19 protein-coding genes and 1 pseudogene are annotated in these 25,335 nt (G+C 36.3%); 4 read left to right on the top strand and 16 right to left on the bottom strand.

Annotation, left to right across the window (positions count from 1 at the left end):
- Nucleotides 1-160: 160 nt before the first annotated feature.
- From PATL70BA_RS11570 to PATL70BA_RS11520, 11 genes and pseudogenes are all read right to left on the bottom strand, one after another.
- Nucleotides 161-1,147, bottom strand: coding sequence for a Gfo/Idh/MocA family protein (locus PATL70BA_RS11570; protein WP_125137503.1), 987 nt, complete (start codon nucleotides 1,145-1,147; stop codon nucleotides 161-163).
- A gap of 183 nt (nucleotides 1,148-1,330) precedes the next feature.
- Complete coding sequence (locus PATL70BA_RS11565; RefSeq protein ID WP_125137502.1) at nucleotides 1,331-1,756, bottom strand: DUF3795 domain-containing protein; 426 nt, start codon at nucleotides 1,754-1,756, stop codon at nucleotides 1,331-1,333.
- 59 nt (nucleotides 1,757-1,815) lie between these two features.
- Nucleotides 1,816-2,589: an RNA polymerase sigma factor gene (locus PATL70BA_RS11560; RefSeq protein ID WP_125137501.1), complete on the bottom strand. Its 774-nt coding sequence runs from the start codon at nucleotides 2,587-2,589 to the stop codon at nucleotides 1,816-1,818.
- Nucleotides 2,590-2,699: 110 nt separating this feature from the next.
- Nucleotides 2,700-3,092 carry a (deoxy)nucleoside triphosphate pyrophosphohydrolase gene (locus tag PATL70BA_RS11555; RefSeq protein ID WP_125137500.1) on the bottom strand — a complete coding sequence of 131 codons (393 nt, stop codon included), beginning with the start codon at nucleotides 3,090-3,092 and terminating at the stop codon, nucleotides 2,700-2,702.
- Between the two features lie 233 nt (nucleotides 3,093-3,325).
- Nucleotides 3,326-3,817, bottom strand: coding sequence for an acyl-CoA thioesterase (locus PATL70BA_RS11550; protein WP_243115914.1), 492 nt, complete (start codon nucleotides 3,815-3,817; stop codon nucleotides 3,326-3,328).
- Nucleotides 3,818-3,935: 118 nt separating this feature from the next.
- Nucleotides 3,936-5,060: an HNH endonuclease domain-containing protein gene (locus PATL70BA_RS11545; RefSeq protein WP_125137499.1), complete on the bottom strand. Its 1,125-nt coding sequence runs from the start codon at nucleotides 5,058-5,060 to the stop codon at nucleotides 3,936-3,938.
- A 38-nt stretch (nucleotides 5,061-5,098) separates the two neighbouring features.
- Nucleotides 5,099-5,701: a class I SAM-dependent methyltransferase gene (locus PATL70BA_RS11540; RefSeq protein ID WP_125137498.1), complete on the bottom strand. Its 603-nt coding sequence runs from the start codon at nucleotides 5,699-5,701 to the stop codon at nucleotides 5,099-5,101.
- A gap of 88 nt (nucleotides 5,702-5,789) precedes the next feature.
- The gene (locus PATL70BA_RS11535; RefSeq protein WP_125137497.1) at nucleotides 5,790-8,720 is read right to left on the bottom strand and encodes a DEAD/DEAH box helicase; all 2,931 of its coding nucleotides are present in this window, start codon (nucleotides 8,718-8,720) and stop codon (nucleotides 5,790-5,792) included.
- Nucleotides 8,717-9,067: pseudogene (locus tag PATL70BA_RS11530) on the bottom strand ((deoxy)nucleoside triphosphate pyrophosphohydrolase); the annotation flags it as partial. The pseudogene PATL70BA_RS11530 and the gene PATL70BA_RS11535, both read right to left, overlap by 4 nt.
- 161 nt (nucleotides 9,068-9,228) lie before the next feature.
- Nucleotides 9,229-9,696 (bottom strand): Cys-tRNA(Pro) deacylase, encoded by a 468-nt coding sequence (ybaK, locus tag PATL70BA_RS11525; RefSeq protein WP_125137495.1) that lies wholly within the window; start codon nucleotides 9,694-9,696, stop codon nucleotides 9,229-9,231.
- Nucleotides 9,693-10,148, bottom strand: a complete 456-nt coding sequence (locus PATL70BA_RS11520) for a DUF523 domain-containing protein (RefSeq protein ID WP_125137494.1) — start codon at nucleotides 10,146-10,148, stop codon at nucleotides 9,693-9,695. The genes ybaK and PATL70BA_RS11520 overlap by 4 nt, the downstream gene beginning before the upstream one ends.
- A gap of 389 nt (nucleotides 10,149-10,537) precedes the next feature.
- Here PATL70BA_RS11520 and PATL70BA_RS11515 point away from each other — a divergent pair, with 389 nt between their 5' ends.
- On the top strand, nucleotides 10,538-12,085 hold the full coding sequence (locus tag PATL70BA_RS11515) for an anti-sigma-I factor RsgI family protein (protein WP_125137493.1): 1,548 nt from the start codon (nucleotides 10,538-10,540) through the stop codon (nucleotides 12,083-12,085).
- Between the two features lie 173 nt (nucleotides 12,086-12,258).
- Entirely contained in the window at nucleotides 12,259-15,084 is a 2,826-nt protein-coding gene (locus PATL70BA_RS11510; protein WP_125137492.1) for an EAL domain-containing protein, read from the top strand.
- 1 nt (nucleotide 15,085) lies between these two features.
- On the opposite strand, the gene PATL70BA_RS11505 is transcribed toward PATL70BA_RS11510, so the two are convergent.
- On the bottom strand, nucleotides 15,086-17,092 hold the full coding sequence (locus PATL70BA_RS11505) for an HD domain-containing phosphohydrolase (protein WP_125137491.1): 2,007 nt from the start codon (nucleotides 17,090-17,092) through the stop codon (nucleotides 15,086-15,088).
- Between the two features lie 361 nt (nucleotides 17,093-17,453).
- Here PATL70BA_RS11505 and PATL70BA_RS11500 point away from each other — a divergent pair, with 361 nt between their 5' ends.
- Both PATL70BA_RS11500 and PATL70BA_RS11495 read left to right on the top strand, forming a co-directional pair.
- Nucleotides 17,454-19,970, top strand: coding sequence for a chemotaxis protein CheB (locus PATL70BA_RS11500; RefSeq protein ID WP_125137490.1), 2,517 nt, complete (start codon nucleotides 17,454-17,456; stop codon nucleotides 19,968-19,970).
- 61 nt (nucleotides 19,971-20,031) lie between these two features.
- Entirely contained in the window at nucleotides 20,032-21,570 is a 1,539-nt protein-coding gene (locus PATL70BA_RS11495) for a diguanylate cyclase domain-containing protein (RefSeq protein ID WP_172596221.1), read from the top strand.
- A gap of 22 nt (nucleotides 21,571-21,592) precedes the next feature.
- Here PATL70BA_RS11495 and PATL70BA_RS11490 read toward each other — a convergent pair whose 3' ends face one another.
- The 4 genes from PATL70BA_RS11490 to PATL70BA_RS11475 form a co-directional block, all read right to left on the bottom strand.
- Nucleotides 21,593-22,285 carry a TVP38/TMEM64 family protein gene (locus PATL70BA_RS11490; RefSeq protein ID WP_125137488.1) on the bottom strand — a complete coding sequence of 231 codons (693 nt, stop codon included), beginning with the start codon at nucleotides 22,283-22,285 and terminating at the stop codon, nucleotides 21,593-21,595.
- Between the two features lie 97 nt (nucleotides 22,286-22,382).
- Nucleotides 22,383-23,126, bottom strand: coding sequence for a hypothetical protein (locus PATL70BA_RS11485; RefSeq protein WP_125137487.1), 744 nt, complete (start codon nucleotides 23,124-23,126; stop codon nucleotides 22,383-22,385).
- Nucleotides 23,127-23,521: 395 nt separating this feature from the next.
- Nucleotides 23,522-24,439 carry a carbohydrate kinase family protein gene (locus PATL70BA_RS11480; RefSeq protein WP_125137486.1) on the bottom strand — a complete coding sequence of 306 codons (918 nt, stop codon included), beginning with the start codon at nucleotides 24,437-24,439 and terminating at the stop codon, nucleotides 23,522-23,524.
- A gap of 26 nt (nucleotides 24,440-24,465) precedes the next feature.
- Nucleotides 24,466-25,308: a BtpA/SgcQ family protein gene (locus PATL70BA_RS11475; protein ID WP_125137485.1), complete on the bottom strand. Its 843-nt coding sequence runs from the start codon at nucleotides 25,306-25,308 to the stop codon at nucleotides 24,466-24,468.
- Nucleotides 25,309-25,335 lie beyond the last annotated feature (27 nt).

Below are 25,335 nucleotides of genomic sequence, written 5' to 3'. Positions count from 1 at the left end.
CTTCCTCTCCGTCTATAATAAATTCATGTTAACATATCCAAAGAGCATAGTCAAGTTTAGTATGGTTACGACTATACTAAACTTGACTATACTCTTTGAATAGGGCATCTATCTCTAAATTTATTCCGCTCATACCATTTGCTTGTAAGCAAATACGCTTCTATAAGACATCATTAGGAAAAACAATACCTAAATCAGCTCTTACCTGATCCGTAAGCAACAAGGCAGATTCTGTTATATCCTCATGTGTTTCTTCAGTTATATTATCCCTAATTAGATTTATAAAAGCATGAATCTCATATTTCATATCCCCATATATCTCTTTGTGAAACAGAACTTCTTCTTCGCCATTGGTTTTATTAATCCAAACTTTGCTTGGGCAAGCAATTTTATCAAAATACAACGTAGCATCTTCTCCTTGTATTTCACAAGGTGTTTCTGAATTTGTGATTTTTGAATAATCTAAACAGCAGATCATATTTTCATAAGATGCTATTATCACGCCGTAGGCGTCTATACTATTCTTTATAACATAGCCATGAGTATTAATTTTTTGTGGTTTACCAAACAAACTTAACATTGCTTCAATACAATAAATACCTATATCCATCACTGCACCATTTGATAATTCAGGTCTGAAAGCATTTTCTATAATACCTCTTTTAAAATTATCATATCTAGACGAGTACTTGCAAAAACTTAATCTTGCTTTATGAATTCTACCGATTCTATTCATACCTTCTTGAATAATCTTCCATGAAGGATGATACAAAGGTCTCATTGCCTCAAAAAGTACAACATTATTTTTTCTTGCAGCTTCTTTCATATAATAATATTCTCTACTGTTACTTGCCATTGGTTTCTCGCAAATAACATGTTTGCCTGCTTCCAACATTTTAATGCTATGTTCCATATGTAATGAAGTTGGACTAGCAATATATACAAAGTCAATATCTTCTGCAGTTGCTAATTCATTTAAATCCGTATAAATTTTTACTGCCTCACTGTCTTTTAGTAGTTTTCGAGCGTTGTCAATTGACCTTGAGTAGACAGCACTTAACTTAATCTCATCAATATTTAGCGATGCCTCAAGAAATCTCTCAACTATAAAGTTAGTTCCAATTGTAGCAAATCTTAGTTTTTCCATCTTATCCTACTTTCACATCTATCCCTAAATTCTTTCCTAAGTCAATATAGCTTCATAATAGATCTTATCATAAACTCTTTTTGCAATCCAATGAATATTCTCTATTTGATCCAGCCTCATTTTAATGCTAATTTTTTACCAGTAACCCAAACGATTCACACATAGACTTTTCCTTTGAGGTACTTAACAACCACCTTTTCCGATTTCAAGTTCTTTGCCAAAATAGATTTTGCGGATGTCCAAAGCCTCATCTGCCCATGCTTCTACGCCTATTCGTTTCATTATACATAAGTTATACACTTTCATGTTTTGGGGGAAACGATCAGCGCCATTTGCTAATGGCATAAGAAGTTTACAAGGAAAAGTATCACATTCAAAACAATAGTCAACACCTTTATCATTGGCGCAGGCTAACGTCTCACAGGTTTTACCCTGCAAATCAAGGAACAGACATTGGTTACCGTCGTGACACCCTTTACAAGTTACTAACGCTTTGGGGATCTTGAGATTTGTAGATATCCGCTCTCTAAGAACTTCTGTCACATTTGATTCATACAACTCACAGTTAAAACAATCAATACCACAAGGTGCTACAATTCTTGAATTCATTTGAATCCTCCTCTTCTAATAATGTTTACAATGCTTAGACACATAGAAGAATCCTAAGGTTACAAAATTTCCGATAAAGTTTTTATTTTTGCTATAAAAGTATCTTTATCCATTGTATTTTCCACCTGAAATAAATAGTGCATTTTTTTGAGTTTGGACATATTCTTGAAATGGATTGTAAGTAATTCGTTGTTCTTATATTGATTGTGTCCTTCAGGAATAGGATAATCATGATCCTTCATATATTTAATCCATAGATAACACTTACAGGGTTTACTCGGGTCAATTAAGTTACAACGGTATTCAAACATCTCTTTAAGTTGTTTTCTGGCTCTGTGGAGAAGTACTTTTACATTATTTTCTTTAATTTCAAGAATTTCAGCAATTTCTTTGTTTTTAAGATTAATGCACGTCTTAAGCAAAAAAACAACACGCATCTTCTGTGGAACACATTTCAAAAAGCCACGTATACATTTTTCACGCATTTCTTCTACAATCAATACATCAACAAAGTTTTCATCATATTCTAAATTCCCAAAAAAAGTTGTTTCATTTATATTCAAATCTTCAACGATTGCAATGACAGGTAATTTCTTCCATGACTGCATATATCGATAACTTTCATTAATAGCTATACGATAAAACCAGGTTGATAATTTTGATTGTTTTCTAAAGTTCTTCAGATTTTTGTAAGCTTTTAGGAAACTGTTTTGGAGAACATCCTCTGTGTCTTGATGAGATTCAGTAATACGATAAACGATGGCATAAAATTTTTCATAGTCCTGTTCCACTATATTTTCCAATTCTTTAATTAAATCATCGTGTTCATTCATATTGCTGCATCTCCTTATATTCTTACTTATAACCTAAGCAATTCAACCAAAAAGTATAGTATGATTTATTCCGCTCATACCATTCGCTTGTAAGCAAATACTCTTCACCATTAACCACCTAATACAGCGACAATCGGTATATCAGCCGGTGCAAATCTATATCTCACTAATTCATCTGTTTCAACCCACAGCACTTGGTCATGGTCTATTGATTCGATCTTGTCCGGTATCTCTCCTATAATCGAGCAATCATATCCATGCAAATGAATTGTTCCAAACTCATAAGTGTATTCAGATTCTTTAACGAATGTACCCACTTCAATATGTAGTCCCAACTCTTCGTAGATCTCCCTAATAAGAGCCACTTCATGAGATTCACCTTCATCTACTTTTCCACCTGGGAATTCAAAATACCCAGCTAGAGATTTCCCTTCCCTACGCCTAGCGATTAGTATCTGATTTTTTTTATTCCTAATAATAGCAGCAACAACATGGATGGACATAAGATCTCCTTAGGTTAACATGAAATTAGTTGGCAAGGTTAAGATTCTCTTCAGAATCTTGCAGGCATTGGTGCTTCAAGCTCCCATACGAAGCTGACTGACTTGGAACCAGAATAGCTTACATGGTCGGCTTTGCCCCTGAAGATGAATGGGCTTGCATGGCCATCTTTTGTCTTGTGACTAAAAATGTAACCCCTTTTTGCCTTAACAGATAGTCGATAATATAATTCTTACTAAGAGTTCTTAGTAAACTCGGCCATGAATATTTCATTAATATGCGGATGACTCTTCTTAAGGGCGATGATTCTCATCTCTTTACTCAAAAAACAATGCTTGCTCTCACCAACGGCATAACTAATTGATTCATCATCGTTGGTTACTCTATACTTCACTTTGAACGCTATACTATTATAGTCTATTATTTCGATATGAATGAAGACTTCATCATCAAATCCGACCATGGTCTTGTACTCACAAAACATGCTAACCACTGGACTTATAACCCCTTCTTCTTCCATTATTTTGTATGAAGTTCCTATAGCCTTCATCAGATGTATCCTTGCTTCTTCAAACCATTTAATGAAATTCGAGTGATGTACAATGCCCATTTGATCTGTTTCATGATAATGAGCTCTTCTTATATATATGATATCCGATTTCTTTGGGGTTAGGATCATATTCTGATGATTCTTAGTTTGCGTAGCTTCTATCGATTTGTTAGTCATTTTATGCCTCCTGTGGATTGCTTCACAAAACATTAAACCTTCTGGGGCTAAATCCTCTGTTGATACAATATCTTCTTTTATAATAACCTGCTTTATTTTTTCAAAAGTGAAATAATGATTAATGTTCCCATACCTCAAACCCTTGGTTATAAGCAATCTGATAGATTGGCATTAGAGCTGATTTTATGGATTCTGTAAAGATTACTTGATCGACATAACTGCCTTTTTTTATGATAGAGGCCGTTGTGTCACTACCACCAATGGTTAAGTAATCTTCAAGTATTTTTTGATTGGAAGTGGACTGCTTCATGTAGTTAATGGCTCTATATTGAAGGTCACAAAATTCCATTAAATACTTGTCCAATAATGGAAGTTTATCACTCTTTGAACTATTGATGTGCTTGAAGGTTGGCATTAGATTCCATAATTCATCATGTAAGACGAAGCTCCATGGAATAAAATGATCGATACTAAAGGCACCTAGTTCTTCATAGTATTCTGAAGTTAATGGCTTGCCTGTATAGATGTCTTTAATAGGTTCAACCATATTGAATCTTTTCCAGTAATTCGTCGCTTTGGTAAGATTCCGACTACTTGGAGGTTCAAGCTTAAATGGGATGCTTGGCACACTTGGGTTTTTGACTTGAAGGTATATGATTAACTTATTCTGAAGCCAGCCTTTGATCACTACTTGATTCTCATTAATGTAATCCATCCAGTGAGGGTTGACGATAATCATTTTATTTGGCTCATCAATTTTATAAAAACAATCCTGACTATCTTGAGATAGCTGTGTGATAAGTCGATTCTTCTTCTGATCTTTTAGGCCTTTTGTTTTTTCTCTAAAAAAAGGAGATAGCAATCTATAAGGGGCCATGTTATAAAATGCCTTCTTCATGTTTTGCAAGGTAGTGTCGCCTAACAACTCTGATGAAAAGCATAGTAGATTCAATAGATTGGTTTTTTTGATCTCTGCGCCATAATGATAAGTATCATTGATATAATAGATTACCTTACCAAGTTGGTCTTGAAAACCGAAGTTCAGCTTATACTGAATGATTGGATACCAAGAATTGGTAATCATTCGTGAAACCACTTTATCAAAATCTATTACATCATGGCCTTCAATAATCTCTTCTAGCACACCTATCATCCAATAGGCTTTATAACTGGTTACCATATTAGATCTCTCCAACATTCTCTCAAGCCATATGGCTTCCTGTCGATTCATATCCAGTTGCATTCTGCCACCCCACTTCCATCACGGATTCTAAAGCTCATCTATCCCTTGGTCATATCTCTTGCTGATTTCTTAATGATTACACTTATCCACTTCTCGTCTTGTCGGTCCTCACGTCTATCCACAGTTTCAAAATACTTAATCACATCTAAGGACCCAACTTCAGATAATAGACTTGCTAACTTATCCTTAGTATAGCATGTGAATATGCGTCCATCCTTTTCATAATTCATATCACGGTTCTTAAAAGACATTAAGAAAATACCTTCATCTACTAACAGACCAAGGTATTTTCGAATCACCTGAGCCATATCTTCCTCTGGCACATGAAGCAATGAAGCAAGTGCCCATATGCCATGAAACCTAATATCCGTCTCATAGTCAGCAAAAGTAGAACACACTGCATAATTGCCAAGGAACTTAACTACATGGTCAATCATGGCCTGTGAACCATCCACAGCGACTACTTCGTAGCCACGACGCTGGAACTCCACAGAATCCCGACCAGAACCACAGCCAAGATCTAGGATAATTCCTTTGTCTGGAACAAATGATAGGAATTCATCCATTAAATCTGACATGGTTAGGTTGAATGTATCGTTGATGAAGTTTTGAGCGTTGGTGTTGTAGTAGTTGATTGACATTGTGGCTCCTTATTCACTCATTTCATGATGACCTAAACCCTTTTACTAGCCACTTTCCCACGTCCTCGAATTAGTAACTTCTTAATGGTTATTCCTCTGTCAAATAGTCATAAACATCTTCTCGGACAGCTGTTTCAAGTTGATGAATCATCTCTACCGCGTCAGCGTTTGTCCCAGGCATTTTAAACTGTACTGGAGTACCAGTAATTTTAGACCTTCCTAAGTAGTAGAATTCTTTGGACCCATTATCATCTTTATTTTTCCTGACAAATATCTCTATGTGAACGCCTAGATCTTCTGATTGTATAAAGGTCTGTACATCCTTAGAACTTATATTTCGCTTTGCTTTTGAAATTCCTTTTAACAAGGTATTTGAGATAAATTCATCTTCGTATTTAGTTGTTTCACTTATGTCCTCGGCCTTATGATAGTTAATGAAGACTGGGAATGTCTTGGTTGGTTCATCATATTTATAACCACCAATGTTCAATGAAACTATATTACTTTTCCACTCTAGTAAGCGACATACATCTTCGTATGAATACTTCTGATATAAAGCAAAACTAGAATTCTTGTGACTTTTTCCATAGTACTTTTCATAACGATACAGACCAAATTCTATTAGCTCTTTCAAATGTTCTTTAAAACTATTGTCTTCAAGACAGTTAATGAAGTTATGACTGATCTTATATTTTCCATCTTCTTCTTCTACAATCAATGAATCCTCATAAGTATTTTTAGAAGTACCAGTTTGGAATTCATTTGATAGTACACTATACACATTAGTTAATGTCTTCTCAAAGTAATGAATACCATAATAGTTTTCAAGTTTTTCTTTCATGAATTCAGATGGACTTTCCTCATTTCCAAGGATAGCCTGAATGAAAATTAACTCGTGAGGTCTTTTACCTATTGCGAATTTAGTTGAAATGAAGCACAAGTATAGTTCTTGCTCTTCTGTGAATTTAATTGTATATGATGGTTCATATTTCTTCAAGAAGTTATGATAAGACCTCAGTGATTTATTCTCAAACAATCTTGCCAAATCCATGGAGTCATGCTCCTCAAAATCCATATATGTTGGAATTTTCCCTAGCCTATAGTTTAAGTTCTTATAACTTTCTTTTATATATTCAACGCTATTAAAATTCACATGATCTATAGACTCATAAATCTTCTTCTTAGCAATCTCATCGAAATTAATCGTTGAACATCCTGGTATAACCCGGCTTCCTTCTGCTACAAATCTTCTAATATTGTCTTTGTTATAACTTCGATCATCAGACAGAGCCATTGGAATCATAAAATTATTTTTGTAATTACCTATAAAGTCCAGTATCATCACAAACTCTTTTGTTAGATGCTTACGGAGTCCTCTACCTAATTGTTGTACAAATATTATCGCTGATTTGGTCGGTCTCAACATAATAACTTGATTGATCTGAGGAATATCCACGCCCTCGTTGAAGATATCTACAGAGAAGATATAATCTAATCGATCTGTAGATATTGAGTCTTCAAGTCGTTCAATTGCCTCTTCTCTTTCTTCTTGCGTATTAGATCCGCTTAAAGCAATGGTCCTAAATCCATGATGATTAAAGGCATTGGATAATTCATTAGCCTCATCATTCTTCGAGCAAAAAATCAAACCTTTAGTAATTAATTTATTCGGAGTATAAAATAAGATTTTGTCTATGATATTCTTAACACGTTCTTCAGATATAAGATACTTAAACTCTGTCTCATCATCAATAACAGTGCCATCAACACTCAATTCTGTTATACCAAAATAATGGAAAGGGCATAACATCTCCTCTTTCATTGCTTCTTGAAGACGTATTTCATATGCAATGTTATAGTCGAAGTCAGCACAGATATTGTGCTCATCTGATCGCTCTGGAGTTGCTGTCATCCCTAATAAAAATTTTGCTTCAAAATGATTCAAGATCTTTTGATAAGTATCTGCACCCGCTCTATGACTTTCATCAACTACGATATAATCAAAATATTTTTCATCAAACTTACCAAGAACATGATCTTTAGACATTGTCTGAACAGTAGAGAAGATATATTCCTCATCTTTTATTGTCGATGTACCTGATAACTTGCCATATTTATTACTATTCCCTAATACCTTTTTGAAACTTTCAATGGATTGGTTAAGAATTTGTTCTCTATGTGCTAAGAATAAGAGCCTCTTAGGGTTTGTATTCTTTACATCAAATGCCGCTAGATATGTTTTACCTGTTCCTGTAGCAGATATCAACAAAGCTTTCTTCTCACCACTTTTACGTATTCTGGAAATTCCCTCTAATGCTTCTATTTGCATCTTATTTGGCTCAACTTGTGGTAGAGTGATTAGTTCAGCTTCTCCAAGAAAATTATCGATAACTTGCTTGTTTTCTCGATCGTTACGACTAAAATTATAGATAGTATGATAGGCCTCTATCCATTTATCTGTGACTCTCGTGGCGTGATTGAATGTCCGATTAAATTCATCAAGGGTTTCTTTAATAATAGAACCCTTATCCATTGATGAAATTCGAATGTTCCATTCTTTATTTTTACCAAGAGCATTCTGAGTCATATTACTACTACCAACTATGATATTATATTGATCACCTTTTTTGAAGATATACCCTTTGGTGTGAAGGCTTTCATTAGTTGAAACTCTAAGTTCAATATTGTTAAAAGACAATAGCTTCTTTAGAGCACTAGGGTCTGTAAAATTCAAATACTGAGAAGCCAAAATCTTCCCCTTGATGTTTCTAACTTCTAGCTCTTTCAAAGTATTTAGTAGAATTAAAACTCCACTGTAGGTTATAAAAGCTACACTAAAATAAAACTCATCACAATCTTCTAATTCTTTGATCAAACTTGTGAGAATCTTAGTGCCATTCTGGTAGTTATTAACTAATAATTTAGGTCGATATTTCTCAAGAGACTCACTCTCTCCATTAATCACCCCTGCATAAATACTTTTTGATATCTCCGCTTGAACTTCTTCCCTCTGACTCATAAATGCTCCTTTATCAACTTCTCTACTACAGGTACATCAGCTAGCGCCCAATTTAATTCCAATAATTTCTCTATATTAAGCCACCTATGATCAATATGCACTCGCCTCACATATTCACGAGAATCTAATTTGTACAAATAGCAGTGCACTTCAAAAGCAAAGTCCTGATAGGTATGTTCCACCAACATAAAGTACTTTAATTTGCTAATAACTATTTCAATTCCCAGCTCTTCATTCAATTCTCTTGCAAGGCATACCTCATAAGCCTCTCCTCCCTCTACTTTTCCACCGGGAAATTCCCACTTGTAAGAAATATAGTCGTATTTAGATTTACCTCTTTGCATACAAAGAACTTTGTTTTTTTATCAAGATTGCTACTGTAACTTTGTAATTTTCATTAGATCTACTTCTGTAAATTACAACGGATACTTAAATTATTCCTAAAATAATAGATGCCAACATACATTTCACCCTATCTTCTTATCTATTATTTCCTTAACCATTTTTCTTATACAACCGCTTCAACTTCAGCACTGGTAACTCTTAACAGGTCTTCCAGTTCAACTTCAACCTGAACTCCTCTTGCCCCACCACTTAATATAAGGGTCTTGTGGTTTTTACAACTTTCATCTATGAAGGTCTTAAACAGTTTCTTCATGCCTACCGGGGAACATCCACCATGGATATAGCCTGTGGTCGGAAGAAGGTCCTTCATTGGTATCATATCTATCTTTTTCTCACCGGCTACTTTTGCGGCTTTTTTCAGGTCTAGTTCTTTGGCTACCGGGATGACGTAGACATAATAGGTCCGACTGGCGCCTATGGTTACTAGTGTCTTATAGACACGCTCAGGTTCTTGATTAATTGACATGGCGACCGTTAACCCATCCGTTTTGCCATCTATGACTTCGTATTCATAAGCTGTGTATGGAATCTTATCACGATCTAATAATCGCATAGCATTTGTTTTTTTCATACTTGCTCTTTTCCCACCTTATTTATCCATTCATCTTTTGTATAGACTTTTATGCCATGATCCAGCAACAAATGAGCCGCTCTGCCGTTGCCTGGAATCAACGTGCCACTAAAAGTACCATCGTAGATCTGATCTTTTCCACAGGATGGACTGCGTTCTTGTAAGATGGCTTCGGTTATGCCCGCTGCTTTACAGATGGCCAAGGTTCTATGAGCCCCGTGTTCAAATGCTTCGGTAACATCTATGCCGTCTATGCTCATAATACGGTGCGTTCCATCCGGTTTGTTGACTTGCTCACAAGCCGGTCGTGGTATTCCCAATCCGCCTAGTACTTCCGGACAGACCGGTAAGGCTTTACCTGTTTGTAGAAGTTCTGTTATAACTGGATCAGCATTGCTTTCACCGTTATATTTACAGTTAATACCTGCAAGACATGCACTAATTAAAACCATGATTTATCCTCCTGCTATACCATATTTGTCCGAACACACAAAACAGTAATACCATACTCTTTTCTGAGATGTTATTACTATGATTAGACTGCTCTATATGTAATTGTCATTATTATTGGATTCATTTTTTTGAACCCCCCATATTAAATACGTCTTTCTATGACGCTTATACATTTCCCTAATCACATATTACCTTTAATTCCAATTGATTTCAAGGGGATTTCTGACATTTCTGGGAAAAATAGGATTATAAAAAATGTGTAAAGAAAATGGGCCTATGTTCACATTTTATTCATATGTTTGTTATGAAAACGTGATATAATACAATTAAGTAGTTCAATAGCATTATTTTATAGGTAAATATATCTATTTAGAGAGTAGGTACTATCGTGACGCGAGGGTTAATCACAAGAATTGAAGACAATTTCATGATTGTTATGACCGATCAAATGACAATTGATAAAATCAAGCCTAGGATTAACGTTAAAGTAGGACAACGCATTGAGTTCAATAAAAGAGATCGTTATCGTGGTTTCCTTTTGTTTAATTACAAAAAAGCCAGTTCTATGCTTGCCCTTATCCTTGTCTTAATACTTACGAGCATTGTTGCCTTTGGTCAAAACGGATCTCGTGAAATCTATGCAGTGGTATCGGTTGATATCAACCCAAGCATCGAGCTTAGTTTGGACCAATCCGGCAGTGTTGTCGGTTACAAATCCTTTAATAAAGACGGTCAAAAAATCCTAAGTAAGTCTTTGCTAAATCAAGACTTAGATTCTGCCTTGTCAGAAGTTATCCTTAGCGCACAAGACAAAGGGTATTTGGTTGACCGTGATATGATTCTGATCTCTTCAACTGTACTAATATCCAGCGATGCTAAGCTAGATTCTACTGAGGCTCCTACAATTGAAGAACATATAGAAACGTATATGACTATAAATAAAGCAAAATACCAATTCGTCTACATAGAAGGTATGGATCGTGCTCAAGATTCAAAGCCTAAACACTCTTTAGGTCGAGAAGCATTAGATCTCTATGTAAAAGACCATAAGGATCTTAATCTTAGTACCGTCGAGACCCTTGTTGGTGCTGCAGTCTCAAGTGAAGACATGAACGATGAAAACCCGATTAAAATCGTCCTCGAAGATGAGTCATCCACTTATGACGTCCTAACACTTACCAAACCACTTATTGCAACATCAAGGCCATCAACAAATGATATCCTTGCATTGGCAAAGCGCTCTATGGCCTTCGATTCCGACTTACAAGTTAGTATGAATACAAGCTCAAACCATGACCCGTTGTTCCTTCAAGAAATCAATAGCATCAAAAGTTTGCCACCTCAAGCCTCCAATGCAGCTCAAGAAAATACCATTAATGAATCCGAATCAGAAGATGATACAATACTTAGTGACGAAGCTAATAAGGCTTCTAAAGGTAACAACAATGAGAATAAGCCACCAAAAAAAGATAATAATCCTTCAATAAATGCCACTGACAAAGCACTACCAATACAAGAAAATGATGATCCTAAAAAAGATATAGATAAAAGGGAAGAAAATCTTGAAGTCCATTCTGAGACAAATGAACCTCAGTCAACATCTGAAAATGATAAGCCTTCTGTACCAAGTCAGGCAAATGAAAATGCTAAAGAGCCAAAACCTGATGAGCCTGAATCTTCCAGTTCATCACCCGAGACTGATAAGCCTTCCTCTTCCTTACCAAGTCAAGCAAATGATAAAGCTCAAGACTCAATACCTGATAAGCCTGAATCTTCAAATTCAGCATCTGAAGCTGATAAGCCATCTTCTTCCTTACCAAGTCAAGCAAACGACACAGCTGAAGTCTCAAAACCTGATGGTGATGCATCTTCAAAGCCAACTTCTGAAAATGATAGGCCTTCAAACGCTCCAAACCCAAATTCTAAGAAAGAGTAGGACAACCCTCTTATAGCTACAGTAAAAAGGATAAAGCAACTGTGCTTTATCCTTTTTCGCTTCAATGTATCCATACTTTATTAGTCTTATTTTGTATGTTACAATTACAATGGTTTGGGTGTCATGACTTTTTGATCCTTTATCCACTTAATTATTAAATAGGAGGAACATGGATGAATTCAAAACAAAAATACTTTCTTGGCATCACAGGCGCCATTGCTATCATCCTCTATTTATTAATAACCTTACTTAATCAACCAGTTGTGTTAGATCTAAATGATGCCGAGGTTCAATGGATTAAAGACACTAGTGGGGATGTTCTTAACTTTTATACAGATGATCTCACGAATTTTGATGATCAAAAATTCATTCAATCGATATCTAATCTTACAGACCTTCATTTGGTTCATTCAAAAACCGATGCAGATTTCGTTATATCTGGTAGTCCTTCAACCAACTACTTCATCGACCAAACCTTACTTGTTTTATCAAAACAAAGTTTTTCTTACTACGCCAAAGTCAAGTCTTTTAATCATTTAGATGAACTCTCTAATAAGAGCATTGGCCTTCTTTCCTCTGACGCTTATGTTTTTTCATACGACTTAGAAGCCAATAATAACGAGATAAAAATATATGATGACCTAGAAAATCTTAATATTGCCTTAAATGATGGTCTAATTGATGGTTTTTTTCTTCTATCTGACCTCCCCATACTGTTGCTAGATGGTCAGATACATGCTGTTAATAACTTCATCTTAAAGCAACCTTTAGATGATGTTTTTATAGCCATGCCCAGTCAAGATACTCTGCTTCATGGTATTTTACAAAAAGCGATTCTATATATGGAACGTATGGGTAATCTTGAATCCATTCTAAGTCATGATTATTACACGACAAGAAACGCACTCTTTAAGGCTATATTAGACAAAGAAGAACGTGACTTTATATCCAATAATTCTTCCATCTCCATTGGTATTACCCCTGATAAACCTTATACGATTCAAAATGATGATAAACTGTATGGATCAACCGTTGGCATTATAAAAGAGATTGAGCGTATTTCAGGTCTTAGGCTTAATCTCATTCTTGGCAAAAAAGACACGCTTACCACGGATTATTCGGTTCATGATGTTACAATGTTAACTTTCAAGCATGCTGACTTGGAAGATTTTTATCCTTCACTTGCGTATCTGGAGACACCTTATGTTGTTACCGGCTTACCAGGTAGTCCAACCATTGATGACTTATATGGCCTAAGATCTTATACCACTGGTCTCTTGTTTGATAATGAATTGGATGTCGAGCTCATCAAGACGCTTAATGAAGGTCATATCGTGTATGAAGCGCACTACGATGCCTTAATCCAAGGTTTAAAAAGTAATGATGTTGACTTTATCCTTCTCCCAAAGCATGTCCTTGACTTTTATAGGCTCAAAGAAAATGAAGAATCGCTCTCGACCATGTATACCCTTGATGAGGTGGCAACCCAGCATCTTTATATTACAAACACATCACCTATACTTATGTCCATCATCAACAAAGCCATTCTAGTCACCGATATTGATAACATCAATCGAATTAGCCTTAATTCTATTCCCAAAATGGCGGAAAAGAATTATTATGGTCTGATTCTCTTTGGTGTATTTGTTATTCTTAATCTCATCTTTTTTGGAGGCTACTATATTCGCTATCTCATCAATAAATCTGAAAATGAAAGACTTACTTTTCTTTTTGCCAATGATCAGCTGACCTATTTACCTAATAAATATGGTCTGACTTCCAAAACGGATAGTCTCATTGCTAAAGGCTATCATGGCCAATTATATTATATCAATATAGACAACTTTAAAGATATCAATGATCGGTTAGGTCAACAAATGGGGGACCAGATTATCCTTGAATATGCTCAAGAACTCTTAGCGATTCTTGACGAACAACTAATACTCGGTCGTATTTCAGGGGCTTCCTTTGTTCTGATTGCTTATGATAAGGCCTCTATTAGCGTGGAAGAACGCATTCATCAAATCAAAGCTATCACTGAGGCTTATTGTGATTCAAAAGTCTTCTTGCAACAGTTCACTGCAAGTATTGCCGTTACAAAGTTCCCGGATCATGGCAACAGCTTTGAAGAGCTCTACAAATATGCTGAACATACGATGGATTACATCCACAACTTCTTAGGTATTGATCAGTTTTTAGTTTTTGAATTTGACATCTATAACGCTTATATCCGAGAAAGGGAGTTAGTAGAAGACATAAAAAGAGGTTTACAGAATGAAGAATTCTTGTTGTATGTTCAACCTCAGCTCATTCTTCCACAAGAAAAGGTAATCGGTGGTGAGGTCTTAGTAAGATGGCAACACCCCACAAAAGGTCTTGTATTCCCTAATGATTTTCTACCGGTAGCTGAAAGAAATGGTTTAATGAAAGAACTTGACTTCTTCATGGTAAAACGCGCCTGCACTGAGATTAAAAGATGGCAGTCTCTCTACCCTCACCTAGAAATATCTGTCAACATGACTTCTACAACCTTCACTGACAAAGCCATGCTACCGGCTCTTAAACATATTTTAGAGGCTTCAAAGATTAATCCTACATGGTTAACCATCGAAATTACAGAAGATATGGGCTTTGAGAATCTACAAAGGGCAAACGAAATATTCCAAAGCCTTCAAGCACTTCAGGTAAAAATAGCCCTTGATGATTTTGGCAAAGGCTATTCTTCACTGGCTTACCTTGATAAATTAACCTTCGATATCCTTAAGATTGATAAGACATTTATTGATAACATACATCTTCAGAAGAAATCCTATGAAATCTACAAAATTATATCTCAGTTGGCTGAAGTCATGGATATTAGTATTGTTGTCGAAGGTGTTGAACAACGAGAACAAGTCGACTTACTAAATCAAACAGCCGGTACAATCGCACAAGGCTATTACTTCAGTCGCCCCATTGATTTAGATGCCTTTGATCAATATCTTATCGATCATCGTTAGTTCATATAACATTCTGTACAAATAATTCCACCAATGTAGGATCAAATTGTGTACCTGAACAACGTTTGATTTCCTCAATGGCCGCTTCTTTTGTCATAGCCGCTTTGTAGGGTCTTCCAATAGTCATAACATCAAAAGCATCCACCAAAGAAATAATTCTGGCTAAAATAGAGATCTCTTCACCTTTTAGGCCTCGGGGATAACCTGTGCCATCCCACCATTCATGATGGGACAGTATGCCTTCGGCAATTTGTGATAGACTTGGTGATGTGCTTGCAATTTTGAAGCCTAAATCAGGATGTCTTCTCACTTTTTCCAGTTCTTCATTGGTCAGTGAGCCTTCTTTTAATAGTATTTCATCCGATATGGCCACTTTTCCTAAATCATGCAGGTCTGCTAATGAAGCCAGTGCATTCAGCTCTTGTAGGGATAGTCCGATGTGCTTTCCAAGTCGTAAGGCCAGCTCTTCCATGCGCCTACTATGATCTGAGGTCTCCTCAGTAGTGGCTCTTAACATTGCCTTAAGAGATTCCAAAATGCCTCTATGGGTACTTTCACTTTCATACATTTTGTTTTCATACATTTGATCTTCTGCTTTTTTAAAAACAGATTGTAAACTCATATCTAAGCTGACTCTTTCAGCATGTCCAAGTGCCACAGAAAGCTTTATAGGGTCCATCTTTGCTTCTTCACAAGCACTTTTTATCCTTTTACAAACTGCTTGTGCCATTTGATCTGTACTACCCGGCATTAAGATAACAAACTCGTCTCCACCGATGCGGGCAACGGTATCTTTTTCACCACAAGTTGCTTCTAGAATTTCAGCAATCTTAACAATCAGTCGATCACCCATCTCATGGCCTAAGGTGTCGTTTGTTATTTTTAAGCCATTTAGATCCCCGAGTACAATGGATAAGGGGATTTTTTTAATTTTTTCGTAGTATTCTAACTGTTCATTGTAATAGGCACGGTTATGTAGACCCGTTAGTTCATCATGATAGGATTTGAATTTGATACGTGCCTCTGATTTTTTTCTTTCTTCAATTTCTTCTAAGAGTTGTTTTTTTATTTTATGCAACTGTTCATTTTTATGAATAAGCTCTTCTGTTTTTTCAAGGACAGCCTTCTGTAGTAGACGGTTCCAGACTACAATCGCAACGATGATCATACTAAGAACAATTAAAATGCCCCCAAGGATTATCCAGAAAAATCGATTTTCAACAATGCTCTTTTTTTGTATGGGTACCCATTTGTTTAAGATGGCTTGTTTCTCTCTTTTAGTGATTTGCGCAAGGCCTTTGTTTAAGATGTCGCTAAGCATTGGCCAGTCGTTTCGCGTTGCTATGGATAAATTAGAATCATAAGGGACTTCAGTGTTCACCATTAGATTGGTAATCTTATCTTCTTCAATGCCTGCTGAAGCGCTCATGACTTCTACAATAAGTGCATCTGCTTCTCCAAAAGCCACAAGTCTTAAACCATCTGACGTGTTTGGCACCGTACGATATACAAGCTTTGGATGGTTCTTTTCTAGGTCTTCGATAATGGAGTATTCTTCAATGACCAAAATATCCATGCTGGAATTTGAAAGTTTTTCAAAGGTTAACTTCTCAGAGAAGTTTTTACGCGTTATGATGACGTTTGGATTCATAATATAGGGCACCGTAAAATCTAAATACTTGCTGCGTTCAGGTGTTTTTGTCGCTGCTGTGATCCCCGATACAGTTTTTAACCGCGATGCTTCAATTAAGTCGCTCCACTGATCAAATTCTACCATTTCAAACTTTGTACCCAGCTTTTCTTCTAAAAGTTTGAAATAATCTGCAGAGATGCCAACATAGTCATCCCCTATTAGATACTCCACTGGCGGATAATCAGTCGTATAGCCTATACGGATTTGACCTTCATGCTCCGTCAACCATGCTTGTTCTTCTTGTGTCAAAAAAATGGATGCATTTTCTTTTTGGCATGAGGCTAATAAAGATATTAATAGTATTAAAATGAACACTATTGTTACTTTTCTATATGTTTGAATACGCCATTCCCCCTAACCATTTCCCATCAATAATTCATGCCGAAATACCTGAGCCTAAACTACATGACTCTTAGTATTGCATATTACTTGAATATTCTAACATTTATAGCATCGTCTTTCAACGAAATCAACAACTTTCCGAAACCTTCTTATATCTTTCTATGAAAAAAATAAAAATAAATAAATAAGCTGATTTTTTAACCATTATGTGATAAAATTATTTTAAAACTAATGTATAATTATTATTATCAGATAACTTATGTCAGTTGATAATAGTGCTCTTTAAAATAACATTTATTCATGCTTGATAATTAAGTGAAAGCTAGGTGAGCTTATGGTGGATGAACAATATTATGTTGGAATTGGTGCTTCAGCCGGTGGTCTTGAAGCGCTTGAGTTATTTTTTAAGGCAATGCCGGATGATTCGGGACTGATATTTGTCGTGGTACAACATTTGTCTCCCGATTACAAAAGCTTAATGAATGAATTACTTGCCAGACATACAAAAATGGAAATCTTAGTTGCGGAAGATCAGATGATGACTGAGCCTAATAAGATTTATCTGATACCCCCAAGACATAATCTTACGATGGTTGATGGTCGCTTGTTGTTAAAACCTCAAGTCTATGAGAAGCATCAGCTGATTCTACCCATTGATATTTTTTTTAGGTCCTTGGCAAAAGACCAAGAAAAACATGCTATTGCTGTTGTTTTATCTGGAACAGGGAGTGACGGTACACTCGGTATTCGTGAGATTAAGGAAATGGGTGGCATGGTCATGGCCCAAGATGAAGAAAGCTCTAAGTTTGACGGTATGCCAAAAAGTTCTATAGCGACCGGACTTGTCGACTTTATCTTGCCACCTCAGCGGATGACAACAGAGATCATGAAGTATATTAAATACCCGGCTACACTGGGTATGGAAAAAGAGATTCAACGCAATAACTATGATGATCTAACGAAAATCTGTCATCTACTAAAGAGCTTTACGAATGTTGATTTCACCAGCTACAAAGAAAGCACCTTGATTCGACGTATAGAACGCCGTATTAAATTGAATGACTGTGAGGATACGACCCACTATATCCAACTTCTTGCTGAGTCAGACAAGGAAAAAGAAACTTTATACCGCGAACTTCTTATTGGTGTTACCAGCTTTTTTAGAGACAAAGAAGCTTTTGAAGCCCTAGCTGTTGGCGTTCTTAGTCAATTGGATTATAGCAAAGACGTGATACGTATCTGGTCTGCCGGTTGTTCCACTGGAGAAGAAGTCTACTCTATAGCAATCTTTATAAGTGAGTACTTGACTCAGCACAATCTCAAATGCGATCTTAAGTTATTTGCAACCGATATTGATAGCCGTGCTCTAGAATATGCGGGCACAGGTTTATACCCTACCAGCATTGCAGGAGATTTGGAGCCTCATATCCTCGCTAAATACTTCAACACGACCAATGAAGGCTATCAGATTAATGAAAAAATACGAAAGTTAGTGGTCTTTGCCAAACACAATATTCTTAAGGACCCACCTTTTGGCAAGCTTGACCTCTTAGTTTGTCGAAACCTCTTTATCTACATAAAAAGTGAATATCAACAAAAAATCCTGAATAATTTTTATTATGCCCTAAACCGAGGGGGCTATCTGTTTCTTGGTAGCAGTGAATCCTTAGGTGATATGCACGAGGCCTTTGAAAAAATAGATAGTAAATGGAAGATTTACCGTTTTCGAGATACTTATCGACCTCAACTCGGTCTTGAGATGAATACCCATATCGAAACAAATCTGTCTTTACGGGGTAGTAATCAAGATAGTTATTCATTAAAAAGCAGGAAAAACTTATGGTTCGAACAAATGTTGGTAGAAGTGTTACGACAGAATCTGTCACCCTCGGTGATTGTCGACAATAAGGAAAACATACTTCATATTATTGGGGATGTTTCACCTTTTTTCAGTTTACAGACCGGTCGCTTCTCTAATAAACTTTTGGCCCACATCAACAAGGAGCTGAGTCTCTATATTAACAATTTGCTTAGAAGATTAAAAAATGATCGTAAAGCTGTCCGTATTGATAACATTCTATATGGTCATGATGAAGAACGAACTCTGAACATTCAGGGCTCGCTTATTGAAATGCATGAAGAAGATTATTTGTTGATTAGCTTTACTTTTTCTGAGGTTGCAAAAAATACTGTCCCAGTCACCATCGATATGAGTCAAGAGAGTCAAGAAAGGGTTAAGCAACTTGAATTAGAACTACAATTGGCAAGAGAAGGCCTACAGGCCACTATCGAGGAGCTGGAAACTTCTAACGAGGAACTCCAATCCTCTAATGAAGAACTGATTGCTTCTAATGAAGAGCTACAAAGCACCAATGAGGAACTTCAATCCGTAAACGAAGAACTCTACACCGTCAACAATGAACACCAACAGAAGATTGAACAGTTAACGATGCTCACCAATGACCTCAATAATCTGCTTAAAAATACTGAAATAGGTGCACTTTATCTTGATAGCCGTTTGTGCATAAGGCGTATCACACCTGTGATCACCCGTGTTCTAAATATCATCGATAACGACATCGGGCGACCGATTCATCATTTGTCGGTTGCTGATGTTTATAAAGACCTATTCCATGATATAGAAGATGTTCTTGAGAATCTGAATACAGCTGAGCGAGAAATCAGAGACGGCAAAGGCAATACTTACTTTGCAAAGATACGTCCTTTTCGAACCACCAATTATGCCATTGATGGTATTATCCTTACCCTTATTGACATTACTCAACTTAAGAAAAGCCAAAACGAATTGGTTGCTTTTCAGAAGCGCCATACAAACACAGAAAATACATAATAAACACAATTTCAATCGATTTAAGTCAAAACCAACGTATACCGAATGCGAGGTGATCCTTATGGACAATATAAGAGAAAAAATTCTTGAAACCTTAAATCAACACAATAGCCTGAATTTGGAAGATAAGACCTATGAAGACATTGTAGAAAATTTGCTTCAATATCATGAAGAACTCACTTTCCAGAATGAAGAACTACGGGCAAGCTATCGTGCACTTGAGATTATACAAAGGAAATATGAAGTCCTTTTTGACAAAGCGCCTATGATGTATGTGTATTTGGATGATCAGTTTGTGATTCTTGAGTATAATCAACTTTGTGAGAAATATATGCATACTATTAAAAAAGGTAAGAAGCTTCAGGATATGATTCACCCGGAAAGTCAAGATACCTTGTATTTCCATATGCGCAAGTTAGAAAAGACAGATGTTGGATTGGTGGATCAAGTGATGCTACCGGTTGGTGGACACAAGCGCTATTATAAATTAATCAGCCATCCTCTTGTCTTAGATGGTAAGCGCTATTATCAGTGCGCCTTTGCAGATATTACCGACGAGATTATTCAGAAAAAACGTATTGAGTATATGAGCTTCCATGATACTTTGACAGGACTCTATAACCGTCGTTTTTTCAATGATGAACTGGATCGGTTGGATCAACGAAGACATCTACCTTTAGCTATCATCATGGCGGATGTGAATGGCTTGAAATTAATGAACGATACCTTTGGCCATGCTCTGGGCGATCAACTTCTTAGGGCTGCAGGAAAGTTTATTAAGGAACATTTTCGTGAAGATGAAGTTGTGGCCAGATATGGCGGTGATGAGTTCGCAGTGATCTTGAACAAAGTTGATAAGTCTACGGTAGAAAAGATTCTTAACCGTCTTCAATCTCAGGAAAGCACTTTAAAAGTCAATGGTATTCATATGTCGATTGCTTTTGGTGCTGCAGTAAAAGAACGTGAGGATGAACCGATTCTTGACATCTTAAAGTTGTCAGAAGACCGAATGTATCAGAAAAAATTACTGATGAATGAGAACTATCATCAGAATGTAATTAAAGGCATATTGTCAACTTTACATGAAAAACATCCAAGAGAAGAACAACATGTAAAACGGGTTCGAGAGCATATTATTGGGTTTACTTCTTTTTTGGATTATGACCACAGCCAGCGCATTGCATACGAAACAGCCGGTCTTGTCCATGATATCGGGAAAATAGCCATTGATTATGCCGTATTAGAGTTGCCGCGCCGTTTAACAGCTTTTGAATATGATATTATTAAAAAACATGTGGATGTGGGATACAGGGTATTAAAGAGTTGCGGTACTTTTTCTGAGGTACAAGATATCGTATTATCTCACCATGAACGGTATGATGGGTTGGGCTATCCTCGTGGTATCGCCGGCGATGATATTCCTCTAGGTGCACGTATCTTGAACTTATGCGACAGCTATGATGCCATGATTAGCGAGCGACCCTACAAAAAAGCAATGCCTCCGGATGAAGCCATTGCTGAAATAAGACGCTGTACCTATACCCAGTTTGATCCCAAACTGGCCGAACAATTTATCCGATATATAAAATCTACTTATTAGAGTCTTTATGGCAGTGTGACTTTCAAGATACTTGACTGACGCATTTTTTTATCTTGGAATATACAATAAAGACAAGTACCATTACAATTATAATCCAAAACATTTGATTGGTATAACGGCTGTATTTTAATATTTGATTACCAAGTAATACATAGGCTGTAGTACCCGGTATCATGCCTAAAGCTGTGGCGAGAAAAAATCGCCATGGTTTCATGGTGCTAAGCCCTGCCGCATAACTTAAAAAGTCAAAGGATATAAAGGGTAATAACCTACCGATTAAAACGACCTTCGTACCGTGCTTTTGACTGATTTCATCTACCTTTTCCATGAGGCTATTGCTTTGAACGTATTTCTTTACAAATTTTTCACCCAGTAGTCTCGCCAGATAAAACGTACCCATGGCACCCAGCATGCCTCCGATCCAAGATATGATCATACCGCCAATAGTGCCAAAGACCAATCCATTGGCTCCAGCAATTAAAAAAGAAGGAATTGGCGCTATAAAGGCCTGCAAAACCATCAGTAAAATGCTTACAATGGGTGCTCCAATACCCCAGCTTTGAATCAATGTTACTAGATCGTCAACTGTACCACCCGATAGAATTTCAAAGATATTTTGAAGATCATTTCTATAGCCATATGCTAAAGTTGCTATGACGGTAGCAATTCCTAGAGATATAATGATTTTCTTATGGTTTTTCATATATTTAATCATGACCAACACTCCTAATATTAGAACTCAATTTCTTCTTATATTAGATTATACCGATCAAATCTGTTCAAATTATGACTGGATATGATATTTATATATCCTATGATGATAGCACTTGAAGCTTTTGTTGTGCATCTTTTGCAACCCATAACTGATTGCCAAGTTTTGCAACTTCTTCATACTTTATTTGAGCTGCTTTAAGGTCCTCCAATTTTTCATCTATTTGTGCAAGGCTATACAAAATACACAGGCGCTGACGTAAGCTTACTTTTTCTTCTAGACATGCCTTATATTTTTCCTTGCTTTCAAGTAGTTTTCCATGAATATAAAATCGCTCAGCAATTAATAGTTTTGTATATAGGGTTAGCTTAGAATTAATTGGTGAGAGCAATGGCATTTTTGCCTCATATAGGTTATCAGCTTCAGTAACATCACCCAGTCCATAATAGCAAGAAATTAAGTTAATGTTATAAATAAGTAAGGTTCCATTTTTTGGGGAGAGATATTTGGGGTCAATTGAAAGCAACCGATCCTTTGCCTCGTGATATTTGCCTAATAGAATCAAACCGGCACTGTGATCCACATTAAGATAAGCATTTATTTTGGGGTCTTTTCCAGTTATCCCTCTTTGGTGCTCCGTTGCTTCGATAAAAGCCTTTGGGTCACATAGGTCTTCTAAAAGGTGTAGCCTTTTCTTATTCCTAAATAAGGCAATCACAATATATCCGGTACTGATAAGTATTAGGGTGATGACACCGGCTAGTATTGGGTTGTCCAGCAATAAGCTAAACGTAATCATTGTGAAAAATGTAACAAATATAAAATAAATACGATTCACTAACATAGTCATGACTCCATATTCTATAGAAATAAGTTGGACCGATGATTATAAGTATTTGTCCTAAGCAGTATCATACAGAAAGCAAAACCATTAATCAAGTACTTCATTCTTACACTTTTTAGATTTCACTATCTAACTAAAATCAGGCTTCAATCACAGATAATCTTGATTAAGGTTACAACATCTTTGTAATCATATTCTTTACCAGTGCCTTTAAAAGACGTTATGACATACATAAAATATTTGAATTACAATAATAAAAACTTCAAATATGGAAATTATTATAAGACCACAAACCAGTACCAATTCATATCAAAAAAAAGAAGGTCAATACCTTCTTTTTAGAGTTAAAAATTTGTTTGGTCGCTTTTTAGAAAAATCTTCTAATTATTTTGTAGTCATTTATGATTATATATAAATTTTTCAAGTTTATTTCTATCAGGAAGTGCCACTTTTGCACCACGTGCAGTTACAGCAATCGCTCCCATTGCATTAGCAGAAAGAATAATCATATCCATTTCTTCATTGCGAAGCATCGCGCTAAGGAAACCCGCCGCAAATGCATCTCCAGCACCTGTCGAATCCACAGATACGACATCAAACCCTGGCAACTCTGTACTAAGACCTTCCTTTGTCAATAAGATGCTTCCCTCTCGTCCTTTTTTATAGATAACCATTTTGCAACCTAAGTCACAAAAATATCTAAGATTTGATGGGATTTTACTACCCATGAGCTGTTGGTATTCAACTTGATTTAAAAATAATACATCAACTAAATGTAATAAAGGTTCAATCACCGAGATGCCTAACCTGCAAATAATACTACCAGGATCAAAAGAAGTTATGAGACCCTTTTCTTTTGCATATTTTAATAATGGCTCTACCATATGTAGTTGTGGGCTACTCAAATGAAAAATGCGAGCATCTTCAAATATATTCTCACTGATATCTCTTACTTCCATCTTATTATTGGCACCAGAGTAGGTCATTAGACGTCGTTCTCCTTCATTATCAAGAATTGCAATCGCCATGCCTGTATTCATATCTTCTTTGACAATAACATTAGAAATAATTACGCCGTCTTCAGCTAGCTCAGAAAGTAAACGTTTACCAATTTCATCATCACCTGTACATCCCAAAAAAGATACGCTATGGCCAAGCCGAGCCAATCCAACAGCTACATTGGTTGCCGCTCCACCGCAGTGAATAGTAAGGTTTTCTATTGGAAGTTCTTCATCTACCTCGGGTAAGCGGTTCATATTCCCAACATAATCTACATTAATATCTCCATAGCAAATTACCTCAACTTTTGACATACAATCTCCTTCTTTTTATATATTGTCTATCGATGCTTATTAACAACATCCATTAACCGCTTTGTACGTTCTAAGCTTACCGGATTCCACCATACACCATCCTCTTTTAAATTAGAACCAACAATAACTCCACTTGCATATTTTAATATTTCGTCTGCATTTTCAGGTGTAATACCACTTCCAACAATAACTGGTAAATTTGTATTTTCAAAAATACCTCTAAGTTCATCGATGTGTGTGGCATCGCCTGTTCGGCTACCTGTGGCAATCAATACATCTGCATCAAAGAATATATTGTCGCGCGTTTGCTCGCCCAACGAACGGTCTGCCACAATCGCATGACTTCCATGCTTAACATGCACATCTGCAAAGATTTTAATGTCCTTGTCACGAAGCATACTCTTATAACGCATAGCCTTTGCTGATGCCCCTTCAATAATTCCTTCGTTTGCAACATAAGCGTTCACCCATTGATTCGATCTAACCCACTGGGCTTCTGTAACTTTAGCTGCCGCTAAAGCAGCCAAAACACCGTTAGCTAAAAAATTGAAACCAAATGGAAGATTAACCTGTCGTGTGACTTCCTTTGCCAGTACAGCAAGAGCAGATACTGTTTCAAAACCAATATCTTCAGGTTTAGAAAATGGAATATCCCAAGCATTTTCAAACATCAGACCATCCACTCCTCCTTCTTTAAGTGCTAAAGCATCCCTAATGGAAAATTCAATAATTTCTTCCATAGTTTCACCATTATAGCGTGGTGCTCCTGGCAATGCTTTAGTATGAATCATGCCAATTACAGCTTTCTTTTTATTGAAAATACTTTCAATAGCGTTTTTTTTCTCCGGAAGAATTCCTATTTGTTTCATATGTTACTCCTCGTATTATATAGTCAT

Origin of the sequence: Petrocella atlantisensis (assembly GCF_900538275.1) — a bacterium.
In the GTDB taxonomy this organism is placed as follows: Bacteria; Bacillota; Clostridia; order Lachnospirales; family Vallitaleaceae; genus Petrocella; species Petrocella atlantisensis.
This window is presented reverse-complemented; position numbering and strand designations above follow the sequence as displayed.